The organism is Rhizobium sp. CB3060, assembly GCF_025200735.1.
In the GTDB taxonomy this organism is placed as follows: Bacteria; Pseudomonadota; Alphaproteobacteria; order Rhizobiales; family Rhizobiaceae; genus Rhizobium.
In genome coordinates this window covers 1779679-1805796 of sequence record NZ_CP104158.1, presented here as the reverse complement: position 1 = coordinate 1805796, position 26118 = coordinate 1779679, and the positions used below count along the sequence as shown (strand labels likewise).

30 protein-coding genes are annotated in these 26118 nt (G+C 57.4%); 11 read left to right on the top strand and 19 right to left on the bottom strand.

The window, feature by feature from the left end; translation table 11 throughout:
- Positions 1-506: 506 nt before the first annotated feature.
- Together N2601_RS08845 and N2601_RS08840 are read left to right on the top strand one after the other, a co-directional pair.
- Positions 507-995 (top strand): STM3941 family protein, encoded by a 489-nt coding sequence (locus N2601_RS08845; protein ID WP_260303924.1) that lies wholly within the window; start codon positions 507-509, stop codon positions 993-995.
- On the top strand, positions 959-2200 hold the full coding sequence (locus N2601_RS08840) for a rhomboid family intramembrane serine protease (RefSeq protein ID WP_260303923.1): 1242 nt from the start codon (positions 959-961) through the stop codon (positions 2198-2200). Before N2601_RS08845 ends, N2601_RS08840 begins: the two co-directional genes overlap by 37 nt.
- Positions 2201-2520: 320 nt before the next feature.
- Here N2601_RS08840 and istB read toward each other — a convergent pair whose 3' ends face one another.
- The 7 genes from istB to N2601_RS08805 form a co-directional block, all read right to left on the bottom strand.
- Positions 2521-3333: an IS21-like element helper ATPase IstB gene (gene istB, locus N2601_RS08835; RefSeq protein WP_260303922.1), complete on the bottom strand. Its 813-nt coding sequence runs from the start codon at positions 3331-3333 to the stop codon at positions 2521-2523.
- A complete protein-coding gene (istA, locus tag N2601_RS08830) occupies positions 3323-4849 on the bottom strand; it encodes an IS21 family transposase (protein ID WP_260303847.1) in 1527 nt (508 codons plus the stop codon). Before istA ends, istB begins: the two co-directional genes overlap by 11 nt.
- 107 nt (positions 4850-4956) lie before the next feature.
- Complete coding sequence (locus N2601_RS08825; RefSeq protein WP_260303921.1) at positions 4957-6294, bottom strand: IS5 family transposase; 1338 nt, start codon at positions 6292-6294, stop codon at positions 4957-4959.
- Positions 6295-6614: 320 nt separating this feature from the next.
- A complete protein-coding gene (locus tag N2601_RS08820; RefSeq protein ID WP_260303920.1) occupies positions 6615-7922 on the bottom strand; it encodes a caspase family protein in 1308 nt (435 codons plus the stop codon).
- A 7-nt stretch (positions 7923-7929) separates the two neighbouring features.
- Positions 7930-8613, bottom strand: coding sequence for a M23 family metallopeptidase (locus N2601_RS08815; RefSeq protein WP_260303919.1), 684 nt, complete (start codon positions 8611-8613; stop codon positions 7930-7932).
- The gene (locus tag N2601_RS08810) at positions 8610-9197 is read right to left on the bottom strand and encodes a hypothetical protein (RefSeq protein ID WP_260303918.1); all 588 of its coding nucleotides are present in this window, start codon (positions 9195-9197) and stop codon (positions 8610-8612) included. Before N2601_RS08810 ends, N2601_RS08815 begins: the two co-directional genes overlap by 4 nt.
- Positions 9198-9363: 166 nt before the next feature.
- Positions 9364-10047 carry a hypothetical protein gene (locus N2601_RS08805; RefSeq protein ID WP_260303917.1) on the bottom strand — a complete coding sequence of 228 codons (684 nt, stop codon included), beginning with the start codon at positions 10045-10047 and terminating at the stop codon, positions 9364-9366.
- A 649-nt stretch (positions 10048-10696) separates the two neighbouring features.
- On the opposite strand from N2601_RS08805, the gene N2601_RS08800 reads away from it, so the two are divergent.
- On the top strand, positions 10697-11377 hold the full coding sequence (locus N2601_RS08800; RefSeq protein WP_260303916.1) for a hypothetical protein: 681 nt from the start codon (positions 10697-10699) through the stop codon (positions 11375-11377).
- A gap of 107 nt (positions 11378-11484) precedes the next feature.
- On the opposite strand, the gene N2601_RS08795 is transcribed toward N2601_RS08800, so the two are convergent.
- Entirely contained in the window at positions 11485-11889 is a 405-nt protein-coding gene (locus N2601_RS08795; RefSeq protein WP_260303915.1) for a helix-turn-helix transcriptional regulator, read from the bottom strand.
- Positions 11855-12235 carry a hypothetical protein gene (locus N2601_RS08790; RefSeq protein WP_260303914.1) on the bottom strand — a complete coding sequence of 127 codons (381 nt, stop codon included), beginning with the start codon at positions 12233-12235 and terminating at the stop codon, positions 11855-11857. Before N2601_RS08790 ends, N2601_RS08795 begins: the two co-directional genes overlap by 35 nt.
- 213 nt (positions 12236-12448) lie before the next feature.
- Between N2601_RS08790 and N2601_RS08785 the strand changes: the two genes are divergently transcribed.
- Entirely contained in the window at positions 12449-13027 is a 579-nt protein-coding gene (locus N2601_RS08785) for a recombinase family protein (protein WP_260303913.1), read from the top strand.
- Between the two features lie 87 nt (positions 13028-13114).
- On the opposite strand, the gene N2601_RS34150 is transcribed toward N2601_RS08785, so the two are convergent.
- Positions 13115-14755, bottom strand: a complete 1641-nt coding sequence (locus tag N2601_RS34150) for a flagellin N-terminal helical domain-containing protein (protein WP_311319441.1) — start codon at positions 14753-14755, stop codon at positions 13115-13117.
- A 418-nt stretch (positions 14756-15173) separates the two neighbouring features.
- Here N2601_RS34150 and N2601_RS08770 point away from each other — a divergent pair, with 418 nt between their 5' ends.
- Positions 15174-15491: a hypothetical protein gene (locus tag N2601_RS08770; RefSeq protein ID WP_260303912.1), complete on the top strand. Its 318-nt coding sequence runs from the start codon at positions 15174-15176 to the stop codon at positions 15489-15491.
- Positions 15492-15663: 172 nt separating this feature from the next.
- On the opposite strand, the gene N2601_RS08765 is transcribed toward N2601_RS08770, so the two are convergent.
- A complete protein-coding gene (locus tag N2601_RS08765) occupies positions 15664-16347 on the bottom strand; it encodes a hypothetical protein (protein WP_260303911.1) in 684 nt (227 codons plus the stop codon).
- A 117-nt stretch (positions 16348-16464) separates the two neighbouring features.
- Between N2601_RS08765 and N2601_RS34205 the strand changes: the two genes are divergently transcribed.
- The 5 genes from N2601_RS34205 to N2601_RS08745 all read left to right on the top strand — a co-directional run bounded on the left by N2601_RS34205 (position 16465) and on the right by N2601_RS08745 (position 19335).
- A complete protein-coding gene (locus tag N2601_RS34205) occupies positions 16465-16839 on the top strand; it encodes an HNH endonuclease (RefSeq protein WP_445944997.1) in 375 nt (124 codons plus the stop codon).
- Positions 16836-17261 carry a hypothetical protein gene (locus N2601_RS08760; RefSeq protein WP_260303910.1) on the top strand — a complete coding sequence of 142 codons (426 nt, stop codon included), beginning with the start codon at positions 16836-16838 and terminating at the stop codon, positions 17259-17261. The genes N2601_RS34205 and N2601_RS08760 overlap by 4 nt, the downstream gene beginning before the upstream one ends.
- Positions 17242-17811: a hypothetical protein gene (locus N2601_RS08755; protein ID WP_260303909.1), complete on the top strand. Its 570-nt coding sequence runs from the start codon at positions 17242-17244 to the stop codon at positions 17809-17811. The genes N2601_RS08760 and N2601_RS08755 overlap by 20 nt, the downstream gene beginning before the upstream one ends.
- Before the next feature lie 435 nt (positions 17812-18246).
- Complete coding sequence (locus N2601_RS08750) at positions 18247-18693, top strand: helix-turn-helix domain-containing protein (protein ID WP_260303908.1); 447 nt, start codon at positions 18247-18249, stop codon at positions 18691-18693.
- 312 nt (positions 18694-19005) lie between these two features.
- Positions 19006-19335 (top strand): hypothetical protein, encoded by a 330-nt coding sequence (locus N2601_RS08745; RefSeq protein WP_260303907.1) that lies wholly within the window; start codon positions 19006-19008, stop codon positions 19333-19335.
- 199 nt (positions 19336-19534) lie between these two features.
- Here the strand turns inward: N2601_RS08745 and N2601_RS08740 are convergent, their stop codons facing one another.
- On the bottom strand, positions 19535-20167 hold the full coding sequence (locus N2601_RS08740; RefSeq protein ID WP_260303906.1) for a hypothetical protein: 633 nt from the start codon (positions 20165-20167) through the stop codon (positions 19535-19537).
- 98 nt (positions 20168-20265) lie between these two features.
- On the opposite strand from N2601_RS08740, the gene N2601_RS08735 reads away from it, so the two are divergent.
- Entirely contained in the window at positions 20266-20880 is a 615-nt protein-coding gene (locus N2601_RS08735) for a hypothetical protein (protein WP_260303905.1), read from the top strand.
- Between the two features lie 26 nt (positions 20881-20906).
- On the opposite strand, the gene N2601_RS08730 is transcribed toward N2601_RS08735, so the two are convergent.
- The 7 genes from N2601_RS08730 to N2601_RS08700 all read right to left on the bottom strand — a co-directional run bounded on the left by N2601_RS08730 (position 20907) and on the right by N2601_RS08700 (position 26067).
- Positions 20907-22070: a hypothetical protein gene (locus N2601_RS08730; protein WP_260303904.1), complete on the bottom strand. Its 1164-nt coding sequence runs from the start codon at positions 22068-22070 to the stop codon at positions 20907-20909.
- Positions 22071-22202: 132 nt separating this feature from the next.
- A complete protein-coding gene (locus N2601_RS08725) occupies positions 22203-22556 on the bottom strand; it encodes a hypothetical protein (RefSeq protein WP_260303903.1) in 354 nt (117 codons plus the stop codon).
- Positions 22557-22604: 48 nt separating this feature from the next.
- Complete coding sequence (locus N2601_RS08720) at positions 22605-23159, bottom strand: hypothetical protein (protein ID WP_260303902.1); 555 nt, start codon at positions 23157-23159, stop codon at positions 22605-22607.
- Entirely contained in the window at positions 23143-24114 is a 972-nt protein-coding gene (locus tag N2601_RS08715; RefSeq protein WP_260303901.1) for a hypothetical protein, read from the bottom strand. The genes N2601_RS08720 and N2601_RS08715 overlap by 17 nt, the downstream gene beginning before the upstream one ends.
- A 398-nt stretch (positions 24115-24512) precedes the next feature.
- Positions 24513-25010 carry a hypothetical protein gene (locus tag N2601_RS08710; protein ID WP_260303900.1) on the bottom strand — a complete coding sequence of 166 codons (498 nt, stop codon included), beginning with the start codon at positions 25008-25010 and terminating at the stop codon, positions 24513-24515.
- 125 nt (positions 25011-25135) lie between these two features.
- Positions 25136-25648: a hypothetical protein gene (locus N2601_RS08705; protein ID WP_260303898.1), complete on the bottom strand. Its 513-nt coding sequence runs from the start codon at positions 25646-25648 to the stop codon at positions 25136-25138.
- Positions 25645-26067, bottom strand: a complete 423-nt coding sequence (locus tag N2601_RS08700) for a hypothetical protein (protein WP_260303897.1) — start codon at positions 26065-26067, stop codon at positions 25645-25647. Before N2601_RS08700 ends, N2601_RS08705 begins: the two co-directional genes overlap by 4 nt.
- Positions 26068-26118 lie beyond the last annotated feature (51 nt).

Sequence of the window (26118 nt, the reverse complement as noted above, 5' to 3'; positions counted from 1 at the left end):
GTGACGCTTTCGGGCTGTACGAGCGTGGCTGATCAAAAGCCAGAAGCCAGCACCGTGAAGTCAGGGCTCAGGACCGAGCTGGGAACCATAAGTGCCATCACGCCAGGATGCAGAGAAATCTTGAGCATCTATCCCGACACCATCGATTATCCGAAACATGGCCAAGTGAGTTTCGAATGGAAGGACGTAATAGTTGGGCCGATTAAGGATGGCCCACGTCGTGCTTGCAGCGGCAAAGGGGCGGAGTTGCCTTCGTCTACTATCGCTCTGATCCAGGTTTTATCGGCGCGGATCACGTGACACTTCGTCTTGGCTCCAAGATCACCCGGATCAGTATCAAAGTCGTCAAGTAAGATGCGGTGGCCCGTGTCGGTTAGTCCAGAGAGGCACGCATTTCTTCCGACCGTTGCTATCGCGATTTTCATCCGAGATGCACACGGTCGGAAGAAAAGGGCAATTCTGCCAGAGCTATGAACCAAAACCGAATATCATTTTAGAGTTTGTCTATGGATTTAAAGGTTCCGCACAGAATTGAATTCACTTATGACAAGGGCAGAACTCTGTGGCTCTCCTTTTTAGTGACAGTCATCGCGGCGGCCGTTGCCGGCGGCCCGTTTCTTCCTGATAGACCAGGGCACCCTCATCTGAACGCAGCAGTATGTTGGCCCTTCGCTTTCCTTATTGTGCTTCTCGCGGCCAGCTTGTTGCTCAAGATCTTCAAGGGAAAACCAGGCCTTATCATATCGCAAGCTGGCATCCACATTGAGAGCTACTTCGACGAAACGATACCCTGGCGAGCTGTTCGGGGCGTTCGCAGATATCATCGCAGAAATGTTGACCTGATGAACGTCGATTTGGATCCGATGGTGGCGCGAACATTTACCAGACGAGGCCTCACGGGCTGGATGCCGAGGCCTCTCCGCGGGCGAGAAGATACGGCTGGATATACGATCAATGCTTGGAATTTCTCGCAAAAGATCGAGAGCAAACTTTGACAACTGGTGGGCTGATCCTAGCCGACCAGAACGAAGTTAGTGCCGATCCGGTCTTCAACATCAAGGGGCATCCGATCTTTAGCTACGCGCTCATCGCGATTCTGATAGCCATCTACATCGGGGAGCTAAATTTCGGGGTTGTTCCCGCGAAGGACTACACACCAAGCACGCAGACCTTATTGGTGCTCGGCGGAATCTTCCGTGAAAGGATATTGTCCGACGGAGAATGGTGGCGGCTTGTGACAGCCGCCATGCTGCATGGCAGTGTCATCCACCTCACGTTCAATTGCCTCGCTCTATGGCGGGCCGGTATACTGCTGGAGCGATTGATTGGCTGGCGCTGGTTTGCCGCCATCTTTTGCATTAGTGCGCTCGGTGGCTCTGTTGGATCTCTATTGATGAACCCAGCCAATATGGTTGGAGTTGGAGCATCCGGCGGCATTATTGGCCTGTTTGCCGCGGTTATAGTCGCCAGCTTTCACTTTCCATCTGGTCCATTGCCACAACTATTGAGAATGGGAGCAATTCAAATCCTTGTTCCGTCGGTGCTTCCGCTTGTCGGTCGCACAGCCGACGGGGTCCATATCGACTATGCAGCTCATCTGGGTGGTGCAATCGCTGGGGCTGCGCTCTCTTTTGTCTTATTGAAGGCCTGGTCAAGTAAGCAGATCCATCCTCGCTTTGAGGTTGCGGCGCTTATCGGCGGCATTGCGTTTGCAGCCGTCGCCGCTGGTTCAATCTGGCGTATCGGTGAGCTTCGGGCCAGTTACTTAGCCAACCCGTTCGTGCAATATTTTCAGGGGCAGTACCAAAAGGCAGGGGAGGACTTCGCTGAGAAGGCAAAGCTGGATGAACATGCTGCTCCCTATTATTACCTGTGGCGGTTCATCGCTCAATCGCGTGGTAACGACGACCGGGCTGAAGCTGACCTTCGGGCTGCCGCGAGCAATCTGGATCGAGCCCAATGGCCTTATCCGGTCTATGAGCTTTTCCTTGGGCAACTGACCCCCAGCGAAGTTGCTGCCAAGGCGACCACCGGCGATAGCCTCTGTGAGGCAATCTTCTACATTGGCGAATGGCACTATTTGCGCAAAGAGACCGATGACGCACGCCAGAAGTTCAACGCTGCCCTCTTGTCCTGCCCGACCACCTTTATGGAATACAAGGGCGCGAGTGGTGAACTCTTGCGACTGGAGGGGCGATAAGTCGACGGGTCGCTTACTCAACAAAAGCTCCTCTGTCTCGCAGCGGCTTGTGAGCGGCTCTAATCGCCGTCGGATGAAAGTTCAGTGGCGGGTCAATGGCGGTCGAGGTCCTTGCTTCTGCCGCGGCCGGCGTTAGCGGTAGCCTGATCGGGCGAATTTCATTCCTTGCCTCAGCGCTGGCTGTCCACCGCAGAGGCTGCCGATCTAGGTAACGAGTCGCCCGTGAAGAACAACGATTAGCCGAATGCCGGAGTTGGGTTTGAAGTGTTGATTTGCACTGAGAAGTGACCCGGCATTTGCGCCGAGAATTGACCCGCCTCTTAGGTATGTTTCGGGTCGGTGGTGGTGGTCAAGTTCCTACTTTTCTCCTTTGCTGTTTTGGGTTCATGCGCTGAGCTGTTCTTGAACCGGAAGCTGTCGTTTCCGGTTTCGAGGATGTGGCAGTGATGGGTAAGCCGGTCGAGCAATGCGGTGGTCATCTTGGCGTCGCCGAAGACGCTGGCCCATTCGCTGAAGCTCAGGTTGGTGGTGATGATGACGCTGGTCCGCTCGTATAGTTTGCTCAGCAGATGGAAGAGCAGTGCACCGCCTGATGCGCTGAATGGCAGGTATCCAAGCTCGTCAAGGATAACGAGATCGGAGTGTATGAGCCGGTTGGCGATCTGACCGGACCGTCCTTGAGCTTTCTCCTGCTCGAGAGCGTTGACCAGTTCGACGGTCGAGAAGAAGCGAACCCGCTTATGATGATGCTCGATGGCTTGAACACCGATTGCCGTGGCGACATGCGTTTTGCCTGTGCCGGGCCCGCCGACCAGGACGATGTTGTTGGCCTCGTCGAGGAAGTCGCAGCGATGAAGCTGACGCACGAGCGCCTCGTTGATCTCGCTGCTTGCGAAGTCGAAGCCGTTCAGATCACGGTAAGCGGGAAAGCGTGCCGTCTTGAGCTGATAGGCTGTCGATCGCACCTCCCGTTCCGCCGTCTCCGCTTTGAGGAGCTGCGACAGGATCGGAATGGCGGCCTCGAACGCCGGCGCTCCCTGTTCGGTCAGTTCACCGACGGCTTGGGCCATACCGTGCATCTTCAATTGCCGCAGCATGATCACGATCGCGCCGCTTGCTGGGTTATGACGCATGGCGAATCTCCGTCTTTCTCAGGGTGTCGTAGCGTTCGACGTTGGCCTTTGGTTCATTGGTGAGTGTCAGTGCCTGGGGCGCATCTATCGTCGGCGGCGTGAAGGATTTGCCATCGACGAGGCGATGCAGCAGGTTCAACACATGCGTCTTGGTCGGAACGCCGGACTTCAGCGCCATGTCGACGGCCGATAGCACGGCCTGTTCATCGTGCTGCAGGACGAGCGCCAGGATATCGACCATCTCGCGGTCTCCGCCAGGTTTCTTGAGCAGGTGTTGTTGCAAGGCTTTGAAGGCCTCGGGAAGCTCGGTGAATGGAGCACCGTTGCGGAGAGCGCCGGGTTTGCGTTGCACGACCGCGAGATAGTGCCGCCAGTCATAAACCGTCTGTCCCGGCCGATCATGGGAACGGTCGATAATGCGCTGGTGCTCGCAGATGATCAGGCCTTCGGCGGCGACAACGACACGATCCGGATAGACCCGCAGGCTCACCGGTCGATTGGCGAAGGATGCCGGAACGCTGTAGCGGTTGCGCTCCAGATGCACGAGGCAGGTGGGAGAGACCCGCTTGGTGTATTCGACAAAACCATCGAACGGACGGGAAACCGGCATAAGAGCCCGTGCTTCCTCCGCCCAGATATCGGCGATGGTGCCGCGCATCTGGCCGTGAGACGTCTGTGCCCAAAACTCTTTGCAGCGTTGCTCTAGCCACTCGTTGAGGGCCTCCAGAGATGGAAAGCGTGGCATGGGTTGCCATAGCCGATGACGCGCGTCCTGGACGTTCTTCTCGACCTGACCCTTTTCCCAACCGGACGCCGGATTGCAGAACTCCGGTTCGAACAGGTAGTGGCTGGCCATCGCCAGGAAGCGAACATTCACGTCGCGCTCCTTACCGCGGCCGACCTTGTCGATCGCCGTCTTCATGTTGTCGTAGATGCCGCGCCGGGGAATGCCACCGAAGACGCGGAATGCGTGATTGTGGGCGTCGAACAACATCTCGTGTGTCTGGAGGAGATAGGCCCGAACGAAAAAGGCCCTGGAATAGCTCAGCTTCGTATGGGCAACCTGTAGCTTGGTGCGCTCATTGCCGATGATCGCCCAGTCTTCCGACCAGTCGAACTGGAATGCTTCACCGGGCTCGAATGCCAAAGGCACGAATGTTCCGCGTCCCGACGTCTGAAGCTCTCTCTGTCGATCGGCTCTCCACTCTCGAGCGAAAGCGGCGACACGGCAATAGGAACCCTCGTAGCCCAAGCTCAGCAGGTCGGCATGGAGTTGTTTAAGGGTCCGCTTCTGCTTGCGGGATTTGTTGGCCTCCGTCTTCAGCCAGGCCGATAGCCGGTCGGCAAAAGGGTCAAGCTTGCTCGGCCGCTCCGGAACCTTGAACTTCGGCTCGACGCCACCCAACCGCAGGTACTTGCGAATGGTATTCCGGGACAGGCCAGTCCTGCGGCATATCTCCCGGATCGATAAATGCTCTCTAAAATGCCAGCGTCGGATCACGCTCAATAACGCCATGTCGATCACTCCATAGCTCCCGCTGAAAACACGCGGAGCAAGGTTCAAAACATGGGTCAATTCTCGATGACAATATCCGGTAATGCCGGGTCACTTCTCAGTGCAAATCAACAGTTTGAAGCTTCGAATATTGGGTCTAACCGTTTGGATAGAGCCAGAGCTGCCCAGATGATAGCCACGCAAAACCTGATCCATGCGAGGATGCGGCGGAAGTTATAGCCCACGGCTGCAAGGACGGCGTTGACGGCGTCGCCGGTGATTCCAGCGAGATGATTGCGGCCCATGCGGTGGTCTTCCTTTAAGTGTCCAATGACGGGTTCGATGGCGGAACGTCTTCGCATCTGGCGCTTGATGTGTTCGGTCATCCCGCGTTTTTGGCCTGCGGTATAAACCTTGAAGCGGTGGGTCTGCGGAGCGTTGTGGCCTTTGTAACCGGCATCGGCGATGATGCGGGAAAGCGTTGCGCCGACCTGGGCCTCGATCGCCGGTATGACGGTTTCGAGCGTGTGGCCGTCGTAGGGTTTGCCGGGCAGCGCCTGAATGTGAGTGACGAACTGGCCGCCTTTCGATCGGTTGATTGTCGTTGCGACGGAGACCGTGACGCCGAACTCGTAAGGCTTGTGGGCCTTACCCTTGCCAATGCATTCGACCTCGGGGGCGTGCAGGCTGAAGACGCGAAGATCGGCGTCCTTGGGCAGGCCCTTGACGCGGTTGAGATTGCGGTTTCCAGCATGGACCCGTCTGGCCAGCATCAGTTCGTGGGCAACCGCCGCCTCAAGTTCTGCGTCGCCCTTTGCCTTGCGCACCATATCGCGAATGACCCGGCCGAGATAGGTCTTGAGCGTTCTCAGCGCTTTACCTGCCCGCTTGAACTGCTTGGCATGCGCGTATCTCTGGTGTTTGATGAGGGCGATCTTACCGACCCGTGCATAGGATTGGCGAAGTTCGATCCCAAGCGTGTTGGCCAACCGCACCAGCCGCTCGCGCGAGCGATGCATCAACCGGGCATCGGTCGGATAGGCCACGGCCTTTGGCTGCACGGTCGTATCGACAATCGCCGACGTGAAGTCTACGGGCTTGGCCGCGCCTGTGCGAACTGCCGAGGCAAGACTTTCCTGAAGCAAGGCGTTCAGTTTCTCCTCGCCCATCCTTTGCCGCCAACGCGTCATCGACGAACGGTCGAACGGCAAGTCATGACGGAAGAACTCCTCGCCGCAGAACAGTTGGTAATAGGGATTTTCCACCCACCGCTCGCACAAGGCCTCGTCGGACAGCGGTGGATGGCCGGGGGCATCTGTATAGACCGCCCCGCAGCGCTCTTCCAAAAACCGCCAATCGATCGCCCGACCGAGCCGCGCCAGTGCGTGTTTCAAATCGACGATCTGATCGAGCCTTGCCCGGAAAAGATCATTCTGCCCGCTGTCCCGCCGCTCCTTCGGAAGCATTCCAACGCTCCATGAAATCACCCTCTCAACAGAGAGAATCACGTTTTTTCTTGCAGCGCAATTTGCAAGTTTCTCCAAACGAGAACCGTCCAAACTTGCAAAGACCAATACTTCAAAACTCTGGATAAGAACGCCGATTCAATACGTTACGCGTACTTCACCGACGACTAACGACGTCGAGCAGATGCGAAACCACATCGACCGGGCTCATGAGCCAGCTAGTGTTAAGCATAACCACGGCTCGGCTACCGCGCTACAAAACTGAACCTAAGTTTCGTTTTCGTGCGGATTTTGATCGGGCATTATCTGCTATCACCCTATCAGAGAGTATTTTCCAGTAAATGCGGACATGCAGTCAATTGCTCTACCTGTGCCCTGGTAACTGGAGGTGTGTCGAGCGGCGTCTTGCCCGCAGCGTCCTTCGTCATCGAAAGTATCTCAATTCGATGAGGCTTCTCTGCAGGCTTAAGAAAAGTGGTGATCCGGCGAACCGCCACGCCACTGTCGATGAGCGCCAGCGTTGTCTTCTTCAACGCCTCGATTGGCACGTCTGGAGCACACGCGATTGTATTGACGGTGAAAGTCTCCGGAAGCTGGGCTCTTGTTACCACGTACGGGATCTTCTGCTCATCAAGAGGCTTTGTGACGGTCTTGCCGTCCTGTGTTTTTTGATAGTACAGGACCTCGACTCCCCTGAAGATGTCCGAGGTATCGGAGCGAGGATCTCCAAGCCCCCGTAGAGCGGAATTCCGTGGCCCCGGCGACTCCGAGGCGAGCGCAATTTTGATATCGGTGCGTGTGGGAACGAACACCATGTCTCCTAACTTCATATCAAACCGGGGATCTGTGCCAAACTGGGGATGCTGAATTCCCAAGGGTATTAGCGAATCGCGGATAAATGACCCGAGCTCACTCGCCGTGACGAGGCCATCATGGTTGTAGTCGGCATCTCCGCCTAGACCTGTCATGAACGCGGTTGAAAAGTCATCGCCATCCGGGACGCTTTCCCGGTAGCCCCCCGCAGTGAGATATTCCCGACCCTTCCTGTCGATATCGTTAAGATAGATTGCGGATGTCGAGGCGGTGAGATTCTTTCTAACAAGAAAGACAGACCCGGAAAAACAGCTATCGAAGACAACAAGTACATGTTTCGCAGACGATCCACGGCCCCATCCCACAATTTCATCCATACTAACTAGCGAGGGGATGAAATCGTCTTGAGTTGGCGGGAGCGCGTCGGTCGGGACTATGTAGCCCATCAAACCATCGTCGGAGTAACCGTGACCGGCGTAGTATATGACCAGCCTCGCGTTGGGATCGAGTTTCTGTAGGAGAAAAGTTTTGATCGCACGCGTCAAGTCATCGTATTTGGGATCCAAGAGGGTCTTAACTGTGAACCCCTGCTGCTGCAAAACAGCCGTCACCTTGTCGACCTGCGCGTCAACTTTCTCGAGCGCAGGCCACGCTGCACCATAGGCATAATGTGCCGCACCTATGACCAGGGCACGACTGTCCGAATACATCAGATACGGCCCCTTGTCGGATGGAACGTTCGTGGGTGAGCAGAACGCATCACCGCAGCAAAACAACAAAAGGACGAGATAGATAACGGGGCGTGCTGCAGACATGGTTAACCTATGGATTTCCGGCTATGTACGCAATCTGGGCCGCGACTAGGCTTGAGTAGGGGGGGACGAACGTAACTAACTTCTTGCCGTTGATGACGACGGCCTGCTTGATTTCGAAATGGAGATGGATCGTCGTCGGTGTGCCGCCAAAGAAATTCGAAACCTCTCCAATTCGAGCGCCGCGCTTGACCGAATCGAGCGTTTTGACTCGCAGGTTCGTCATGTCGATGTGCAGGTATCTGAAGATCGCTCCGCTCTTGCCTTGTAGGGTAACGCTGTAGCTCCCAATGTTGGTTACCACGCCGTCCTCGGCGGCCACCGCCCAATGCAGTCCGGCCCGACATGTCCCGGGCCGGATGTCCTGGCCCTGGTGGCCCTGACCAGTCGGGCACATCGGCGTAGGCCGGCTTCTCTTCTCACAGAACGTGTCGCGCCAGGGATAACTGTAGTTCTGTTTATCGCACTGATCGCCGGCCGGTCCGTACATCCCGCCTGGCCGATAGACCTGCGAGTTCGCAAATCCAAGTCCGTCCTCGATCGGAAAGCGCATGCCAGGCCGAAAGATAAGCTTGCTCTTGTAACCTTGGCCGCTGTTGGGCTCAAGATCACCAGGGTCGCTGTAGTTCCCCGCATTCGCGATGCCCATTAACAACGCTGTCAAATACAGCCCATGCACAAAGGCGCGTATCATTCCGGTGATCCTCCGACCTGGACAAGACTACTAGCGACGCTTTTGGCGAAATCGGGTTCCAGACACCGCTTATCGCCTTGTTGTTTGCAGCTCAGCCGGAGCGTGTAAGCAGCACCGAATTTGAAGAAGCTATAGTCCGCCTCCATCGGTTGCGAAGCGCTTTTTGCGTCCGCGTCATCATCAAGGATAGTGAAATCTCCAGCCTGGTAGTCGGGCACGTCGGCGGGCGTTGCATCGCCGCCTGTGACGACGATGCTAAGAGCAGTACCCATGATGCTCAAAGTGGCGTCCCGGTCCAATAGGTATATCGCTGCATATGACGTATCCTGGGCTTTCACTTGAGGTGCCGCACGCACGGGGCCCGTACCGGTGACCAACACGGGAACTCGAACCTTCTCGAGACCTGACGGAACAGCGGCACGGAACTTCTCGACGCCGGATTGGTCTCTTTGTGCGTCGGCAACGGCCGCAGCCTTGGCCGAGTCCCAGTCGATGCTAAGCTTCTCTTCAGTCGCTTCCTGGGCATGGGCGTTCGCAACGGAAACGAAAGCGACTACGGCAGCCATATAGATCGGCATACGCATCAAGAATCTCCCACTTTGAATGCGAGCTTCGCTACAACCTAAAGAGTGATTTCCCCAACCATCATGACGATAACGGAAATCCATGGAAATGCAACCAAAGAGTCATTTAGTTAAAATGAATATAAAAGGGCTTGAACTCAATGAATTCTGACGTCCCGGCCACAAACTACACCTTCGTTAGGATCAAACCGTAATACAGCCCCTTGCCGCTCGCGGTCAGGCCGTTGTCCGTCTTGACCGATCCACCGAAGGCTGCCACCAGAGCCTTGATTACGGCGCCTTTGACATCCGCCGAGGCGCCTTGCTTCAGCTCGAACGAATACTCGACATCGGCGCGGATGGCCTGCTTTGTCTGGTAGGCGAGCGCATCCTTGGAAAATGTGTCGATAATCCGTTTGCAGACGGGACCGAGACTCGACCGGACTTGCTCAAGGTCATCGAAGCCCAGTTGTTCTACGCTGACATTCGTGAGCTTTAACGAAACTGATTGGATGTGACTGAGGTTGGCACCAAGTCCGATGCGTGTCAGAGAGGCGGGATCAAGCTTGAACGAGCTGTCCAATGACTGTGACGCGATCCTAGTCTGTGCCACGTCGAGAATTGGGGCCGGTGCGTGCGCGAAGTCCGGCCGACACAGATATGTTAAGTTCAGAGGGGAGGAGAAGCCAGAGCCTTTTACGGTGGTCACTAGCGCTCCGGGGCCGTAGGCCGTCGATGGCAGCAGGACCGTTTGATATCCCAACGTCGTTATTGTAGAGCCGATATCTCCGGGCGCTCCTTTTCCAGCTTGATCGTGCGTACACGCGGTGACACCCGAGCACAACAGCGTAAGCAAGGCGATTTTTTTCATGGCGCGTTCCCGATCCGCCGAAGTGTGTTGTGTTAATACGATGGAGATCAGACTGCGGCTTGAGGCTCGGCCGTCGTCTGGTCCAGTTCTTCGCAAGAACTGATCTGTCTGCCGTCACCGCAGTGAGTGGGAGACATTTTATGCTTATTGCCAGGAGAAATTGTCATCAAGTTATGTCATCGCCCTGGATGGCGCAACTAGCGATTGTTCATTATCGGAGTGCTACGAAGTGATTAGCCGCCGGTTTAATCGACATGTTGTGATCGAACGTCCAGACTGGAGAACGCGGGAGCGGATCGTTGTCATGCGTGCGGGCAGGGGCCTTTTAAATGCGACCGTGCTTCACTCGACTACCTTGACCAAATTATCGCGGATGCAGGGGATATGAAGGAGACCACGCCGCCATTGCAATATCGGCACCGCTGATGGATGCGGCGGCACGGGTCAAAATCTGCATGCGCTATTCGAAATAGGGTAGTTTCCCCTTGCGATATTGACGCTCCTATTAACCGGCTGATGCCAGCGTCCCTCTGCAGAACAGCAGGGGGTAAAATGCCTATTCAACACGATTGGAATTCATGGTCGGCCGGAACGTCCTGGCTACCGCGGAATGAAGCCAGCGCCGACGTCCTATCTGACGGAGAGCGCAATGAACCTTAGGAAGTTCAAGGAGGATTCGGACAGACTCAGGCTCGCTTCAAAAGCTCCCTCGGGACGAGAAGCTCCGTCGAAGCCCGAGGATTTCCCGGAGAATGTCCGGATCGTTGAGGGAACGCTCAAGGAAACCGGAACCCCAGCAGTGCAGGGGCCGAGCGAGAAACACGAAAATCTCGTAAAATACGCATACATCATCATCGAGACGGACAAGGACATCTTCAAGGTGGAGCATGTCGTAACGAACGATGCAGTTCGTTCCGAGATTACAATCGGTAACAGATGCAAGTTCTTCTTCGTTTCGCGATGGAATGGCTCTGGCAACGACAACTTCTTGGTGGCAACGCAAAGTCAGGCTCGCGGAACACACACGTACTCGCCGCTGTCGTTCACCATGTCCGCCTTCGTGAACCTGTATCGTCTTTTTGCAATTGGGGCGGCTTATGTCGTCAGCTTCGTGACCGCGACACTCGCGTCGCCGCTCATTTGGACGCATTATCCGTTCTGGGCATGCGCGAAGATCGCGCTAATCCCCGCTGTTCTGACGGCCATCGGTGTATTCAGCATGTCCAGCCCCGGCCGTGTTCGCAGCTCGACGCAGTTGATTCATAAGACGCTGAAGAACACGACGATCGGTGAGGAAATGTACAACAGCCGGGAAATGAAGGTGTTCTGATGCGTATCGACGAGGCATCTCACAAAAGAAAGAGGGCCATCAACCTTGTTGTCGGTGCCGCCTTGGTGGCCACGGTAGTTGTGCCACTCCTCTACGTGGCGGTCGGATCAATCCTCTCCATTGCTTATATCGTTTTCGGAATGATCTGAAGTAGTCTGCTGCTGGGGTCGATCATCCCGCCTGCTGACACCAGCGATGCCCGACCCGATCGACAATGCGACGAGGTGGGCGATATTCCTGGCGCCGAAGGCTGACTTCAACCGTTCGATTCTGTGCTCGACCGTGCGCGGCGACAAGCTCACGGCATCGGCGATTTCCCTCGTGGACGCCCCTTCGGCCAGCAATTGAAGGATGCCGAGGTCTGTATCGTCCGTTCCCGCGGCCCGTGGTCCTGCCCGCAACAAGAAGTGTACGTCCAGCAGTCCGATGCACCATGCACTCCGACCCGACGAGTTCTTCTGCGGCAGGATGATCCGCTCATAGGCTGCATGCATGCCGAGGATTCGAGCCACGACATGTCCCATGGCCGGGCGTTGTCGCTCGACGGCGGTGACATAGGTCGGAGCCCACGACTTCGTGGAGATATTTCTGATCCGGAAAATCGGCGAAGGAACTGGACTGCTGCAAAAGCCCGATGTCGGCGAACCCGGAGGGCAGCCGGTAGCTTTGGACGAAGTCGATGCGGAAGTCCCAAGTATCCCTTGAACTTGCGTCCACCGCGACAAGGATCATGCTTGGCCGCAGCATCCCGTGAACCGCGCCGTAGATGTCCTCCGGGCTGCCGAGGTCGTCGGGACTGGAAATCCAGGCATCCATGAGCAACTGGGAAATCTGATTGAATGTCGCCGGCTGTTTCATTCCCGACGTCCGATGCATGCGCAAGCGCAGTCGGAATCAAAAGACCGAAACGAAGGTTTTTGTCACCACGTCTTCCACACTTTTGTCCCTTGCTTAAGGCCTTGCCATCATTGCGCTAATGAATTCGACGCGTAGCCAAGACCCCTGCCAGCGAAAACCTTCCTTTCTGTCAAGGCACTCGGACGCGCGGGCTGAGACTGGAGAGGCGACAGCATGGCGAGAATTGGATATGCACGGGTTTCGACGACAGACCAGCATCTTGATCTGCAAAGAGACGCCCTCCGCGCGGCAGGATGCACCCGCATATTCGAGGATCACGGCGTCTCCGGCGCAAAGAGCAAGAGGTGTGGGCTGTCCTCTGTATTGAGGGCGCTCCGAAAAGGGGACGTGCTCGTCGTCTGGCGGCTCGACCGATTGGGCCGTTCGGTCGGTCATCTCGTTGATCTGATCACTCGGCTGCAGAAGCGGAGGATCGGTTTTCAGTCCTTGACCGAGAATATCGAAACAGAGTCAGCCGGCGGAAGGATGGTTTTTCATGTTCTCGCCGCGATGGCGGAATTCGAGCGGTCGATTATTCGTGAGCGGACACTCGCCGGCATCGCCGCGGCGCGGGCGAGGGGACAACAACACGGTCGAAAAAGATCGTTGACCGACCAACAATGCATTGAGGCTTTTAAAGACATTGGTGGCGGCAAACCATGGGCTGACGTGGCATCATATTTCAATGTTCACCCGCGAACGCTGAGGCGCTGCATCATGCGGGTTTGCGGCAAGTTGCCGGCGCAGTTGTAGTTGGCCATCTTGATCACAGGTGCTGGCCGAACGACGCATGCGTCGGATAAGATAGAGCCAGCATGATGGCGGGTTCTTGGTGCGAATCTACCGGAACAGGCTGAGGATGGTTTGTGGCTCGGAATTGGCGATCTGCAAACTCTGGATGACAAGCTGCTGCTGCGTCTGCTCGGCCGCGAGCTTTGCCGACACCTCTTCCATGTCGGCGTCGACAAGTTTCGAAACCCCCGAGGAAATGCTGTCGGACAGCTTTGTGGCGAATTCGCTCTGAAGACTATTGCGCTTCTGAAGCGATCCTAGCGTGGATCCTGCGGCAGTCAGCTTGTGCAGCATCGCCTCGATGCCACTCAGATAGTTGCTGAGGTTTGCGGAACCCGAGGTGATGTCGACGTCGACAAGATTGAAGTCGGGCAAGTTGCCCAAATTGTCGGATGCCGGGCCGATGCCGAAGGATGTCTTGCTGCCCGACGCAGGGTGAACGGTGTCATCGATCTTGTAGAGAATGTAGGTTCCCTGGTTCGAGGCTTTCACGCCGACGTTCTGAGCGGTCATTGCGGCATTCAGCACCGTCACGAGATCGTCGGCCGATGAGATGGCGCCATCGCTGGTTCCGAGCGCATTGTCGACGTCCTGGCGGTTGATTGAGACTGTCGTCGTCGTTCCGTCGACGCTGATCGGAAGATAGAGAACGGCCGAGCTGTGGACGTTGAAGGGGCCGTCGAAGAAGCTGACGAGCTGTGGTCGGCTACCGTAGTCAGTTCCGGTCGTGGTGAGACCGCCCGTACTCCCGCTTGCGAGAGGCGAATTCACGCTTGTGACCTGGATCGACGATCCTGAGAGGCCCGAAGTCTCGGCCGAAAGAAGAGCGTATCCGTTCGTCGTGCCGCTCACCGTTGAGAACTGTGCGCCAACCGGGGTGAGTGCCTTCCGCATCACCCACGCGAACTGGTCACGGGTCGAGATGACACCGTTCAGCGTCGGGTAGACCTGATCGACCAGAGAGCGATTGATCGTGACGCTGACTGACGTTCCAGGTCCGGGAGACGCCGTGTTGGACGGATCGTCGGCGTCGAGCACCATGTCGAAGGTGATCGCCGTCGTGTCGTCGGTGAAGACCAGCGGTCCATTGAAGGTGAACATTTGGATCGCGCCGCCGCCATGCGTGAACGTGTCGGTGTTGCGCAGTCCGCCGATGGTGCCCGTGCTCCGGTCATCCTTCTGCAGAATGCCGCCGCCAGTCGTGTTGAAGAGAGAAATCTTCGAGAGATCGACCGGGGTGGTCGTCACCTGCACGCCCGAACCTGTGCGCACGAAGCCCGATGTGAGGCTCGCTGTATTCTGTGAGGAGTCGTAGATGTCCTCGATGTTGGTCGATAGCAAGTTCTGGCCGTTGAAGCTTGCCGAGCTGGAGATAGAGACGGCCTGCTGCTTGAGCTGTTCGAGTTCGTCCTGGATCTTGGTCTTGTCGACGCCCTTCTCCATGGCCGCCACGAGCTTGGCCTTGAACTGGTTGACGACGGAAATTGCCGATTCGATCCCGTCATAGGCCGTGTCAGTCTTCGCGGCGCCGAGTGCCATGCCATCCTTTGCGGCGTTAACCGCCATGGCGTCCGACCTCATCGTCGTCGAGATGGACCAGTAGGCGGCGTTGTCGGAGGCGGAGCCGATGCGCAGCCCGCTGGATGCCTGGTTCTGGTAGCGCGTCAGATCGTTGCTCAACGTCTTCATGAGCGCGGCCGCAGACATCGCACTTGTATTTGTCAAAATGCCCGTCATGACCATACCGTTGAAAATGGATCGGTTTGAATCGGCATCGTCATGTACCGGATGCGGCAACCCCGCCGCCCGAACATGCGGTGGCAGGGTTAACGAACACGGCAAAATCGCAGGGGGAAACTACCCGTTTCGTTGATGGCAGTGGTAAGCACGCGCTCATCGCAGCGCTGATGTCGAGATTGCGCTGTACGTCGTACGGAAACAGAGGCAACAACACCTGTACGACGGCGAAAGCTCGGGCGATAACGGAGAAGTCCGTGGGTTCGATCGTAGTTCCTTTACCGTGGCTTCAGATTTTTGAGAACGCGGGGCTCTCAGCGACTCCGGGTCCATCTAGGGTCGGCCTCCAATTGATAACGGAGATGCAGTCATGAGCCTTTCTCTTTTTGACTCCCGCGATCCGGCAATGCGGGCAGGCCTGGAACTTGGCATCCTGACGGCGGTCGGATCCGTGGCGCTTCACGATGGCCTTCGCCGCGGCCTCGCGAACGCCGATCGTGTTCGTGAAGCAGACGTCCGCCGCCGCCACGCCGACAAACTCGCGGAGGCGCGTGGCCGCGCGGATGATCTCGGACGTATTGCCATCGTAGGCGCGCAGCGCATTGCCGCACTGGAAGCGGAAGTCCGGAGTCTGAGGAAGGCTCTCGATCAGCGGCAGGCATTCATCGATCGCGTGCGTAATTCGTAGCGTGGACGGCACTATGGAACTCTCTGACAAAGCCCTCGTCGCGCGTTTCGGGGATGTGATGAACGAAATGCCGGAGTTGTATGAAGCACTGCGGCTTTTTGAAATCAAAAACCGCCCGCACGTTACCTCGGGCGGTTTCAGGATGAAGGCTGACAGGGTATCGGTTGATCGGTCACCCTCTGTATTTCGGCTCCGGATTGGCACTTCCGTCCGGTAAGTAAAGTTCGGCGTAGCGCGCCTTGATGAAGGCGCGCTTCTCTTCTTCCGTCATGCACGACGTCGACAGGATCGGAGAGCGTTCCGGCTCCTGCGCTTGACGACGAGCCTTGAAACGGAACACCTGCAAGGCATTCAGGCTGCGCTCGCACCCGGCCACGGACTCATTTCCAAGGAAAATCAGGTCGACATCGCTGAGCCGAAGGAGCCAGTCTTGCTGCTCTTCGCTGAGAGCGACCAGATCCATAGCCTTGCGGGTGTCCTCGGTCGCCCGCGCATAGGCACGAACGACTTCCGCCGCTGACATTTTTGCCTGCAGCGCCTCGACTGCCGCCTGCTGCTGTTCAGCCAGTCGTGCCGCGTCTCGAACATCTTCGATCTGCGCGTTGTCGTGTGGAATGGGCGGCGGAGACTTCATTAAGCCCAGCGCACGCAGGATAGGTCCGAAGAATTCGTGAAGGATGCTTGTGAGGCCCTCGAGCCACCATAACGGATTGAAAAATTTCAGCATATCCATCTCCTTTCGTTTCCGAAAACGAGCGTGCTGCCGTCGGTCGAAACGGACAACTGCTCCATCCGCCGGCGGACTTCTCGAAAAAAGTGAGTTGACGAGCAGCTCGTTGGCTTTGAGTTCGGTCATCAGTCCAAGCACGAAACCCTCGTGCGGTTGCAGAATCATGCTGTGCGGCCGATGTGCCTGACGCAAACGCCGGCAGAAATCGTATGCTTTCGGTCTCTATGATTCGGTGAGGCAGGAATGGACGTGATAACCAGCAGGATGTGCACCAAGTGCGGCGGCACCCGCTTCAACTCTTGGGATCGCTGCATGGACTGCCGGAACGCCCGCGGCCGTTTACGTCAGGCGAGGATGAAGGCGAACGGCGGGAAGCACACCGCCGCTGAATGGAGAGCGCTTCTAGCCGCCAGCCCGACCTGCGTAGAATGCGGACGTCCTTGGGATGTGATTCCGAAGCGGCCAGATCCCCGCTACAAGCATGTCTGGACCAAGGGTCACAAGATCCCGATCTATCACGGCGGGACGGACGACATTTCGAATATTCGGGCCGAGTGCTATGAGTGCAACTTCGAGAAGAACGCAGAGCCATTGACCCGGCAGGAAGAGTGCACATGAGTTCGGTCAAGGAATACCTGCATGAAGTCTGGTCGCAGGTCGACGTCGAAGTCAGCTTCACGTGTCCTCACTGTAAAAACCCGACGGCTGCGTGGCTCAAAGTCCCGGGAGACCAAGAAGAGCATTTCGAGGAAGTCCCCTGCCTGTTCGACGATGACGAAGAAGGCTGGACTGTCATCATTCGTCATGACGAGAACGGCTGGTCGGCAGAGCTTGAAGACGCCTCGGACGTCGATGTCACGATCAAGGTCGATGACACCTATGATGATTGGGACGATCCGGAGCCGGAACCTGGTGCTTACGGTATCTTTGTCGGGGCAATGCAGGACTGGAAAGCTAACGTCAGCGAGCTGAGCACGGTGGGCGGCGCGGGCAGCAAGAACCGATTGCTGTGTCGGGGCAATGCAGGACTGGAAAGCTAACGTCAGCGAGCTGAGCACGGTGGGCGGCGCGGGCAGCAAGAACCGATTGCTGTTCGTCATGCTGTATTCGATTCTCGAAGCGTACCTATCAGACGCGATCATCGGAGCGGCGATGGACGACGTGGGAGTGCAGCGGAAGATGCTGAAGTTGGAGGGGCTGAAGGACAAGCAGATCAGTTTGGAAACGATCCTCGATCGGCCGGATATTGTTAGAGAGATGGTGAAGACCACGCTTCAAGGGTTGTCGTACCACAAGCTGGGGCCGATCAACGGTGTGTGCGAGTCCGCATTTGGGAAGCCGATTTTGTCACGTGACAAAGACGACAGAACGTTAGTCATTAAGTCCGTAGATAAGAGGCACGACTGCGTCCATCGGAACGGCGCCGATAAAAACGGCATCGCGCACACCGACATCACGCGTGACTATCTGGAGAAGCTTGGCGGTTTGTTCGAGGAGATCGCGAAGACTCTTGAAAATGCGATCATGGACAAGCAGGCGGCGAAATTCTTCGAGAACCTTGACTACCTTGATCCGCTGGGTCAGTCCTGAGGCAATCGCGCTCTTAAACATCACCGGCTACGTTGCGGTCGGGATCGACGATCGTCGAATGGCCGGCCGCAAGGACTCCTGGTACAAGCGCGAAGGACCGCTCCTCCCGGATGTTCCGCCTTTTCACGGCGCTCGGATTTAAATCCTGATAACCACCGCTCGACCGGATATTGTCTTCAGGATTCGCCGACAGGCCTTTTTACTTCTTTTGTTTATTCGGGTCACCAACCACAAATTGTGCGAGGCTGGTTGGATGGAAGCAGAAATGACCGCTAAGCAATTCCTGGAGGCCTTAGACGCGTTCCGTGAACGGCATGGCCAGTCCCTCCCATCCCACCGCATGGCGGGCCACCTGAGCCGATGGCGCAACTTGTCCGCGGACTGGCAATCTGGCAGAGGTAGTTCGGTTGGCGGCCGGATCCGATTGAGGGCAGAATGAAGAAACACGTAAATCCTGTAGATGCGAGTGTTGGTGCCCGCGTACGGTTGCAGCGACTGATGCTAGGTTGGAGTCAACAGCGTTTGGCGCAGCGGATCGGTGTCACTTTCCAACAGGTTCAGAAGTATGAAACTGGCGCGAACAGGATCGGGTCAAGCCGCCTGCAGATGATTGCAGATGCTCTGGCAGTTCCGGTCGCCTACTTCTTCCTGGACGGAAGCACTCGGGCGCAGCCAGCCGAGAACGCCGTCGCTATCCCCGATCTTGAAGACCTCTCGGCATTTCTGATGTCGACGGAAGGCGCAAGCCTGAACAAGGCCTTCATGAAGATTGTTGATCCGGCCATCAGGCAATCCGTTCTCGCGATGGTCAAATCATTGTCAGAGGCGTCGAAGTTGCCAGGCGCCGATAGAGCTGACGTTCATCCAACCGTTGCCGCATAGTGATGCGAACGAAGTCTGGTCAGGCATGGGCCGACCGTAGCTCAACGCGGAATAATCGCGAAGTACACTTCGCGCGCCCTGGAGCGTCTTGCATGTCGAGATCGCATCATTGAATGCGTTGGCGAGAGCAAAGCAGCCGTGCGATGGCGGAAACGACAAGTATGACGGGCCGAGACAGCCCTTCTCACGTCAACAAGCTTTATTTTTCAAAGGCTTTGTGTGTTGCGCGCCGGCGGCGAAGATTTGCATCGCGTAGTGATGGCGGATGCGGTTTCGCCATCTCGTAGTGATGAAAGTAAAGGGACGACGACGATGCCCAGGCGGCGAAATCCAGTGAACGAGAAACAACGAGCTGCGCAGGAGCGGTATCGCGCACGGCTGCGTGATATCCGCCGGCCCGAGGCGCCACGCGTCGACGGCGCGGTTGCCGCCGCGTTCGCGGTCGCCCTTGCCCGGGTGCGTGGCACGGGAGAGCGGAGTGCCGCTTTGGAGACCATCATCGCGGATTCGAAGGCGCTCCTGATTGATGCCGGTTACGCGCCGAACGAGGCCGTGAGGAAGCTCATGTCGCGTCTGCTGTATCGTGACGATCTGGAGCCGCTGGACGCCGCCACGCGGAAGCGCTCAGGACCATCCTCATGACCTCAACAGGCTCACGAAGCTCCCCCCGTTACTTCCCTGAAAAGAATCGGAACTCCAAGGTTTCACATAGTGAAGGCTGTGCCGGTCCCGCACTTCGTTTCCGGTTTCCATTTCGCATCTCGCCAAGACTGGATCCGAGGCGTGAGGAGGGGCGGGCCGCCCTCGAAATCCTTGGCATCGTTGCCTCCCGGGATGCTGATCATGCTCGCAAGCGGAACGGCGAGGGTTTTTCCAGGGCCGACAGCCGCCGCGGACACCTGCTGGCTAAGCTGTCGATAGACGCAGCGTTGCGTGACCCCACGCTGTTGTCCGACGTGCTGAAAATGGCTGCAAAATATCGGCGACAGGCATTGGCGCCAAAACAGCTCGAGCTGCTGTGATCCGCAACGCAAGAAAAGTTGCCGGTGATTTGTTTCACGTTTTTTCGGGTAGTGACGCTCTCGTTGTGATTGTCGCTTGCATCACTACGCGAAATTCTCGTGGTCCAGAGGAGATAGTTATGCCGCGCCAACGCAATCTGACTAACGAAAACACCCGCCGCCGCACCGAGACGTGGCGCAACGAGAGACATCGCCGGGGACGGCCGGAATCGTCCGCGGTCGATCGGGCTATCGCGGCATCCGTCGCCGCCTTCTTCAATTCGGGCCTCGATGCAGATGACCGGCCGGCCGATATCGATATGATTGTGCTCGGGGCAGAACGTATCCTGCTGAGCAAAGGATTCGATCGATTTGAGGTCCGATCCGAGCTCGAGAGGAGGCTGACCCGGCGTTCGGATCTTGCGCATATCGAGCAGGTTTCCGGTGCGGCGCAGGCTGCAGCGGTCGGTCATGGCTTCTGGCGCGATGCTTTGTGCGATGTCTAGGCTGGGCCTGGCAGGCAGACCACGATAATGGTGTCATCATTGCCCGGATCCATAAGCGGGAAAGGATGCTGCTGTTCCCTTCAAAAACCGGAGCTGGGCAGTTTCCCGTATTTGCGGGCTTGTTCCGTGCAGCCGGCGACCAGATCATTCTCCTGATGATGGAAGCGGAGCTGAAGCCAGACATGACGGATGATAGCAAACGCCCCTTATACGATCCGCATCTGGCCTATGGGACTGTTTCCGGTCGTCGGTATATCGGGAAAGCCTCGGAGTGGCGGCCCATATTGATCGCGTTCGATCGCTTCCGGCGGATCGAGCTTTTCGATAATGCCGACGCGCTGTACCTGCTGTCGGATCTCGTGCTGCACCGGCAGGGGCGGTTGCCCGCCGCCTGTATCGGCCAGATTGTCCTGGACGGAATTCCGGAAACCGGCGTTTTTCTGGATGCGTCGCTGTTGAGGAGCCTCACGGCCGGCTGCCGGGAATTGCTGATGATGGCGCGGAATGATCGTTTCGGTGCGTTCCGGGGTTCGCTCTGCGACGGCTGGCCTCCCAAACACGGGCCGGAGCCGCTCCTGAACGATGATGAGGACCGCGCCGTCAGGCGGATTGGAAACAGGATCGTCGGCCGCTTCGGCGATCCTGCGACATGGCGAGGGAAGCCGCTCCCGGTCGCATGAACCTTCGCGGAAGCGCCACAACGGGATCAGTGCTGCGAAGAATCGCGCCGCGAAAGCAAATGGAGTCCTCGCCTTTTGCATTTGATTTCGACTTTGCCATCGGCGGAAAGGGCAGCTTGGCGGCAGATGTCTGTTCGTCCCGAGTCCGGCACGGATGCGATCTTGTGATAGATTTCCCCCCGCAGGCGGTTCAGGTCGATCGCCGGAATATCCTGGACGGCGCCCGACTTCCGCCGGTAAAGCAGGATATCCTGTCCCCACGTGGTACCGAGTGAGACTTCAATGGCGGTGGCCGGATTCGCCAGATCGAAGTGCCAGCCCAGATCAGTGTCCTCTGTGCGGCGGAGCGCGGATTCGATGACTGCGCGCCAATCCTCTTCGTCCCACCCGATGTAGGTCTCGCCAATATGGACACGCAGGTGTGCACTTCCTGAAACCAGCCCGTTTTCCGTCCTGAGTTTCAGGCGCACGAAGATCTTCGATGTCAGTTCGAACAGGCGGTCGGGGTAGTGCAGATCGCGAAGCACCACCGGGAGGAGACGGTCGATGGCAAAAACGCTCCGAAACTCGCGCAGAGCATCGGCCAGCTTCACGTTTCCCGAGCCGCTGCGATATCCTCCTTCGAAAACGTCTCGTGAATCCGGGTGATGGACCTGGAAGGCAAGCCTTTTTTTCTCACAACTTCTATGACCCTGATTCAGATAGTTGCAGTAGGCATAGGCCTCCGCTGCGCTCCCGTAGCCGTAAAATGGTGGCCTACCAGGCTGTGCTATGCGCCACCATGACTCGTCACCGAACTGCTCCATGAAGGCTTGTCGACCACACCACGGCTCGTCTCGGGATATAACTTGCCAGAAAATATCAGATTCGGTGCCGCCCTGAATTCCCGTTGGACGCTCCTGGCCCCATTTACCCCATTGCAGCTCAATCAAGCCGTCGGGCTGGCTCTCGAAACGGAAGCTGTTGTCGTCTAACCTGAGCAGCCTTTCCGCTGCTTGGCGGTATTCAAGGCCGCGTTCGAGGTAGTTGCCGTCGGCGTCCACGATGGCGAAAAAGAAATTTGTCATTTTCATTTCCAGTCTTTTGAGTTGAAGCTCGATGCCGTCCGCTATGCGGTTCCCGAACGAATAGACAGTGTGTGCCTGGCTATCGGGCGGCTGAGGATTGCAGGCAAATCGGCGTGTCACCATCCAGCGTCCAGCACGACCCGGCGAGGACGATTCCGATCTTCTCGCGGATGTTGCTCTCTGGCTTGCGCTGACGATTTAGGTCGCGTTACCGCTCATATCCGACCACGACCGGCAACCGCCTACCGAACGCTGCTACTTTGCAGGTCGGTGCATCGAGAAAATCCAGGCGAAACCGTTTTCCCGTCGCGGTCCCAGCCGCCCGTTGGCATATCCGAATCTTGTTCCTGACAATGCGCGATCAACGCGCCCGGCATGCTCGACCTTCTCGCCCGATGCCTTCTGCAGCAGGTCGGCAAGCTCGCTAATCAGCTTTTCCATAGCGATCAGCTCCTGCAAGCCGGCGCCCTTCCGCGCGAAAGCGCGGAACTGATCAAGAGCAACCTCGTAGGCCTGGTCGAGAGCCAGGTCGTCGGTGAGGTCGATCTTCGACGGATCAGATGCATAAGAAAAGAAACGGGCAAGTCGTTCGATGCGGGTTTGTACCATGGGGTTTTCCTGGGTCTGGTCTGGGATTGTTCGGGGAAGGGGTGAGCTTCAGGTTGGCCGCCTGGCCTCACACGTCTCTTCATGACGCGCTCCGCCGGTCCGGATAATCATTTCGGGATAGTTTCCTGTTATGGCCATGATGGCTCCCATCTGGGCGAGGCGTTCGTGTGCGGCCGCCTCGTTCGGATCGACCTCATACGAGTAGACACCGCGACCGAGTTCCCGGGAAAGCGGTCCTGCGGTGGCCACTGACGGCAGCTTGAAGAGGGTGATCCACGGCCAGTCCGGTTCCGGCGGTTCGTAGAGCGCGGCAACCGGAGCTCCATAGTGCTTGCTCCTGTCGATCTTACTGGCCGCTGCATCAGGTCCCGACGCGAAATCCAACATATTGCCGCGCATCGGAACAGGCTTTGAGAGAGCATTGAGCAAGGCCACTCTTTCGGCCGGGGTTTCGACGATCCAAACCTTCCACCGGTCGATGCCGGAGAGACCCATCGCGGCAGGAAACTTCCCGACCAACAAGTCGGGAAGTTGCTCCAGATAGCCGCCATACCAGCAGGTCGGCAGCCATTCTTTCACTGGCATCCTAAGCCAGATATCCATTACCATGATCCTGGTTCCTTTCTTTCTCGCTGGTTTCAATCTCGAAGAGCGCGACGCGTGTCTCCAGTGGTTTGTCCTTGGGGCCTCTCTCGTAGGATCTGACCCATTTCAGGCGGGCGTACCGCCACCGTTCGCCGTAGCGGACGAGCTTGAAATGCCCCCTGACCATGATGTGCCTGGAACGCGTGGCCGCGTTCGGCTCATCACATGCCAGCCACGAGCGTTGCGCGCGAGGTGGCGTGAGCTTTACGAGGCGGAAGCGAGAGGGATCGGCCGGCGCGGAAATGGTGGCCAGCCGATCCTGTTCGAGAAGAGCATCGCGTTGCTCGTCCGGTGAACGGCGGCTTTTGTCCGGTACGTTCATAGTGCCGAACCAGGCGACACAGAGATATACCAGGTTGGCAATGAATACCGACCATTGGCCACAGGATGAGAAGAGCGAAAAATCGTCATCACATCCAAGAAGGCTGCCCGGAAAGAATCCGACGTTCTCCCGTACGTACCAGGTGAGGATCATCGACGGGTGGTCACGACCGTCCTCCAGAATGGCCGACCATTTCGTCGTGTCGGACGTTTCTTGCGTGACAAAGACCGCGCGCGTGTACCAGCCGTCATCCAGCCTCGCCGCGGCGTGCGGAAAGTCGAGATAGGTAGAGCGCCACTCGCGCAGCAGCGTCTGGGAAAAGTCCGTCACCGACGGCTTGATCTCCGCGCCGGCGAATTCGCGAACCGTCATCTGGTCGACGTCGAACGCGATGGGGAGATGCGCCAGTTCCGGCAGAATGAACGGCGCCATGCGTCGGCGAAGGTCGGCTACACCTGCCTCAAACTCCGGAGGCGAGAAATCGCGGTGAGGTTCGATCCAGTTCTCGCAGGCGGCGTCCTTGCGAAACATCCGCTCGAGCAATTCGCGTTTCACCTGCTCGGCGTTACGGCCCTTCTTGAGCAGAGCCATCCGTTCCTTGAACGGTACGTGCTTCAAATCGACGTTGGAATGGTAACGTTTGATCGTTTCCTCAAGCCATAGAGGCATCTTCAGTCTCCGATTGTTGCCGTGATAAAAACATCTACAGATTGTGGGTGAGGACGCGATTAGGTGCGTCAGCTCGTGTGATCGATCCTCGCTTACGAAGTGGTAGGCGATTGAGGCGTGTCAGCCGGAGGGATGTTCGGGGAACGCCAGCCATGAGGTTTGCCGGTGAGGAACGCGGACAAGAAAACGCGCTCAGGAGGGGAGCTGCCGAAGCTGTTGTGTGTGCCGAGTCTTGCCGAGTAGCGGATTTTAGACACGCCGGACACGATCGGGTCCGCGAGCTCCTCTTTCTTTCGCATGATCGTCATATGCGGCCGGCCTCAGTGCATCGTGAAACGGGCAAATTCGGCAAACAGAGCCTCAGCCGAATTCTCGTTTTGCACCAGAGTCAAAAAGCGAAGGCCGGAAGTCTGACAATAGTCGGCGAGCTTCGCGACCTGAAGGCACCAGAGCTCCATCTCTTTCTGGCGAAGACCGGATTTCACCATGGCCCCGAACTGGGGACTAATTCGCGGCGAGATGGAATAGGCCAGCACGAGTGGTGTCACGGGCAACATGCAGCTCGCGGCATCATAACCGATCCTGAACGTGGAATCGGCCAGAGGCTCGCTCCGATCCTCGAATGCGACGCGCATCCGGTCCTGCCCTTTGATCTGAGGGGCAAATCTGAGCGCCAGCATTCTTCCGCGCGGGAGAGGGCGCAACGCTTCCTCGGGCGGAAGGGTGTCCGGAAGCGTCTGATCGGAGAGTTTCGCGGCATGTGCCAGAATCTCGTTCTTGATGCGCTTCGTAAGAAGGCGAGGGGGGAATTTCTGCATGACTACTCCAAACAAAGGTCAGATGATCGGTACATTGGGGCTCGCCCGTCATTCGCGATACCGGGTGAAATGCCGTCCCATATCCCCCGGCTCGCAGTCGGGGATGAGGTGAGCCATTCGTCCTCTCAGCGGCCGCACGGTTCGACGTTGGCGAGGTGGGGCATGCCTGTAATCGGGACGCGGTTGTACTTCGCCAGGTACGCGGACATGTTGCGGGGATCTGCAAGCTGGTCCTGTGCGGCTGTGAGGAAGTGCTGGGTCAGTGAGGGTGAAAGCGTGATGAACCGGATTGCCTTGAGCATCGTCGTGGCTGTGTCCACCAGGTGTATGTCGATGCCAAGCCTTTGCCGGTCGTTCTCGATGTTGGGAAGGTCCCGGATATTCGGCCGAATGAGGCGCGCGTCGAATGGGCAGTCGAAGATCAGGGGGCCGATGACGAACACCCACAGGATCAGCGATCCGTCGTGGATGAAGCCTGCCTTCACCGGATCGTTGCGGACGGACATGATTTCTGATCGGGCGGCGTTCGCCATGGTGATTTGGAGAGTATGTCCGGATAAGGTCAGGAAGTTCGCGGTTGCCCCATCCTTTGCATGAAAGGGAAACGGATAGGGTGCGTTGCGAGAGAGCATGATCATGCTGCGTCTCCCTGCAGGGAGGTATTGCCGACAAGGATGGCAGCCTGTGAGATGAAGTGCGCCAATTGCACATTGCAGACAATGTCCGACACGTCGTCGCTGCGGAGCACCGCAATCGTGCTCTTCACCGTGCCGTCCCACTGAGGCGACCCGTTGAACGGTCTCCATACCCCGAGCAGGCCTCCGGGTTTCTGGCCAACATCGAGAAACAGGTGCGCTTCGACAGCGACGTCGGACACGACGCAATGATAAACGAGCGCGAGATCGTCGGGGAGCATGAATTTGGGATCGTACTTGGCCTCCAGATGGAAGGCCAATTCAGCGGTCTGCTCGGCTGCGCTGTGGGCAATTTCAAGCGCGGAGCGCAGGAAGCGGGAGTGCCGCTTCCATGCATTGGATGTGAAGGTGGTGGTCGCCATACTCGTAACCTCTTTGGCGTTGGATGCGGCGAAATGTAATCACATTGTTGG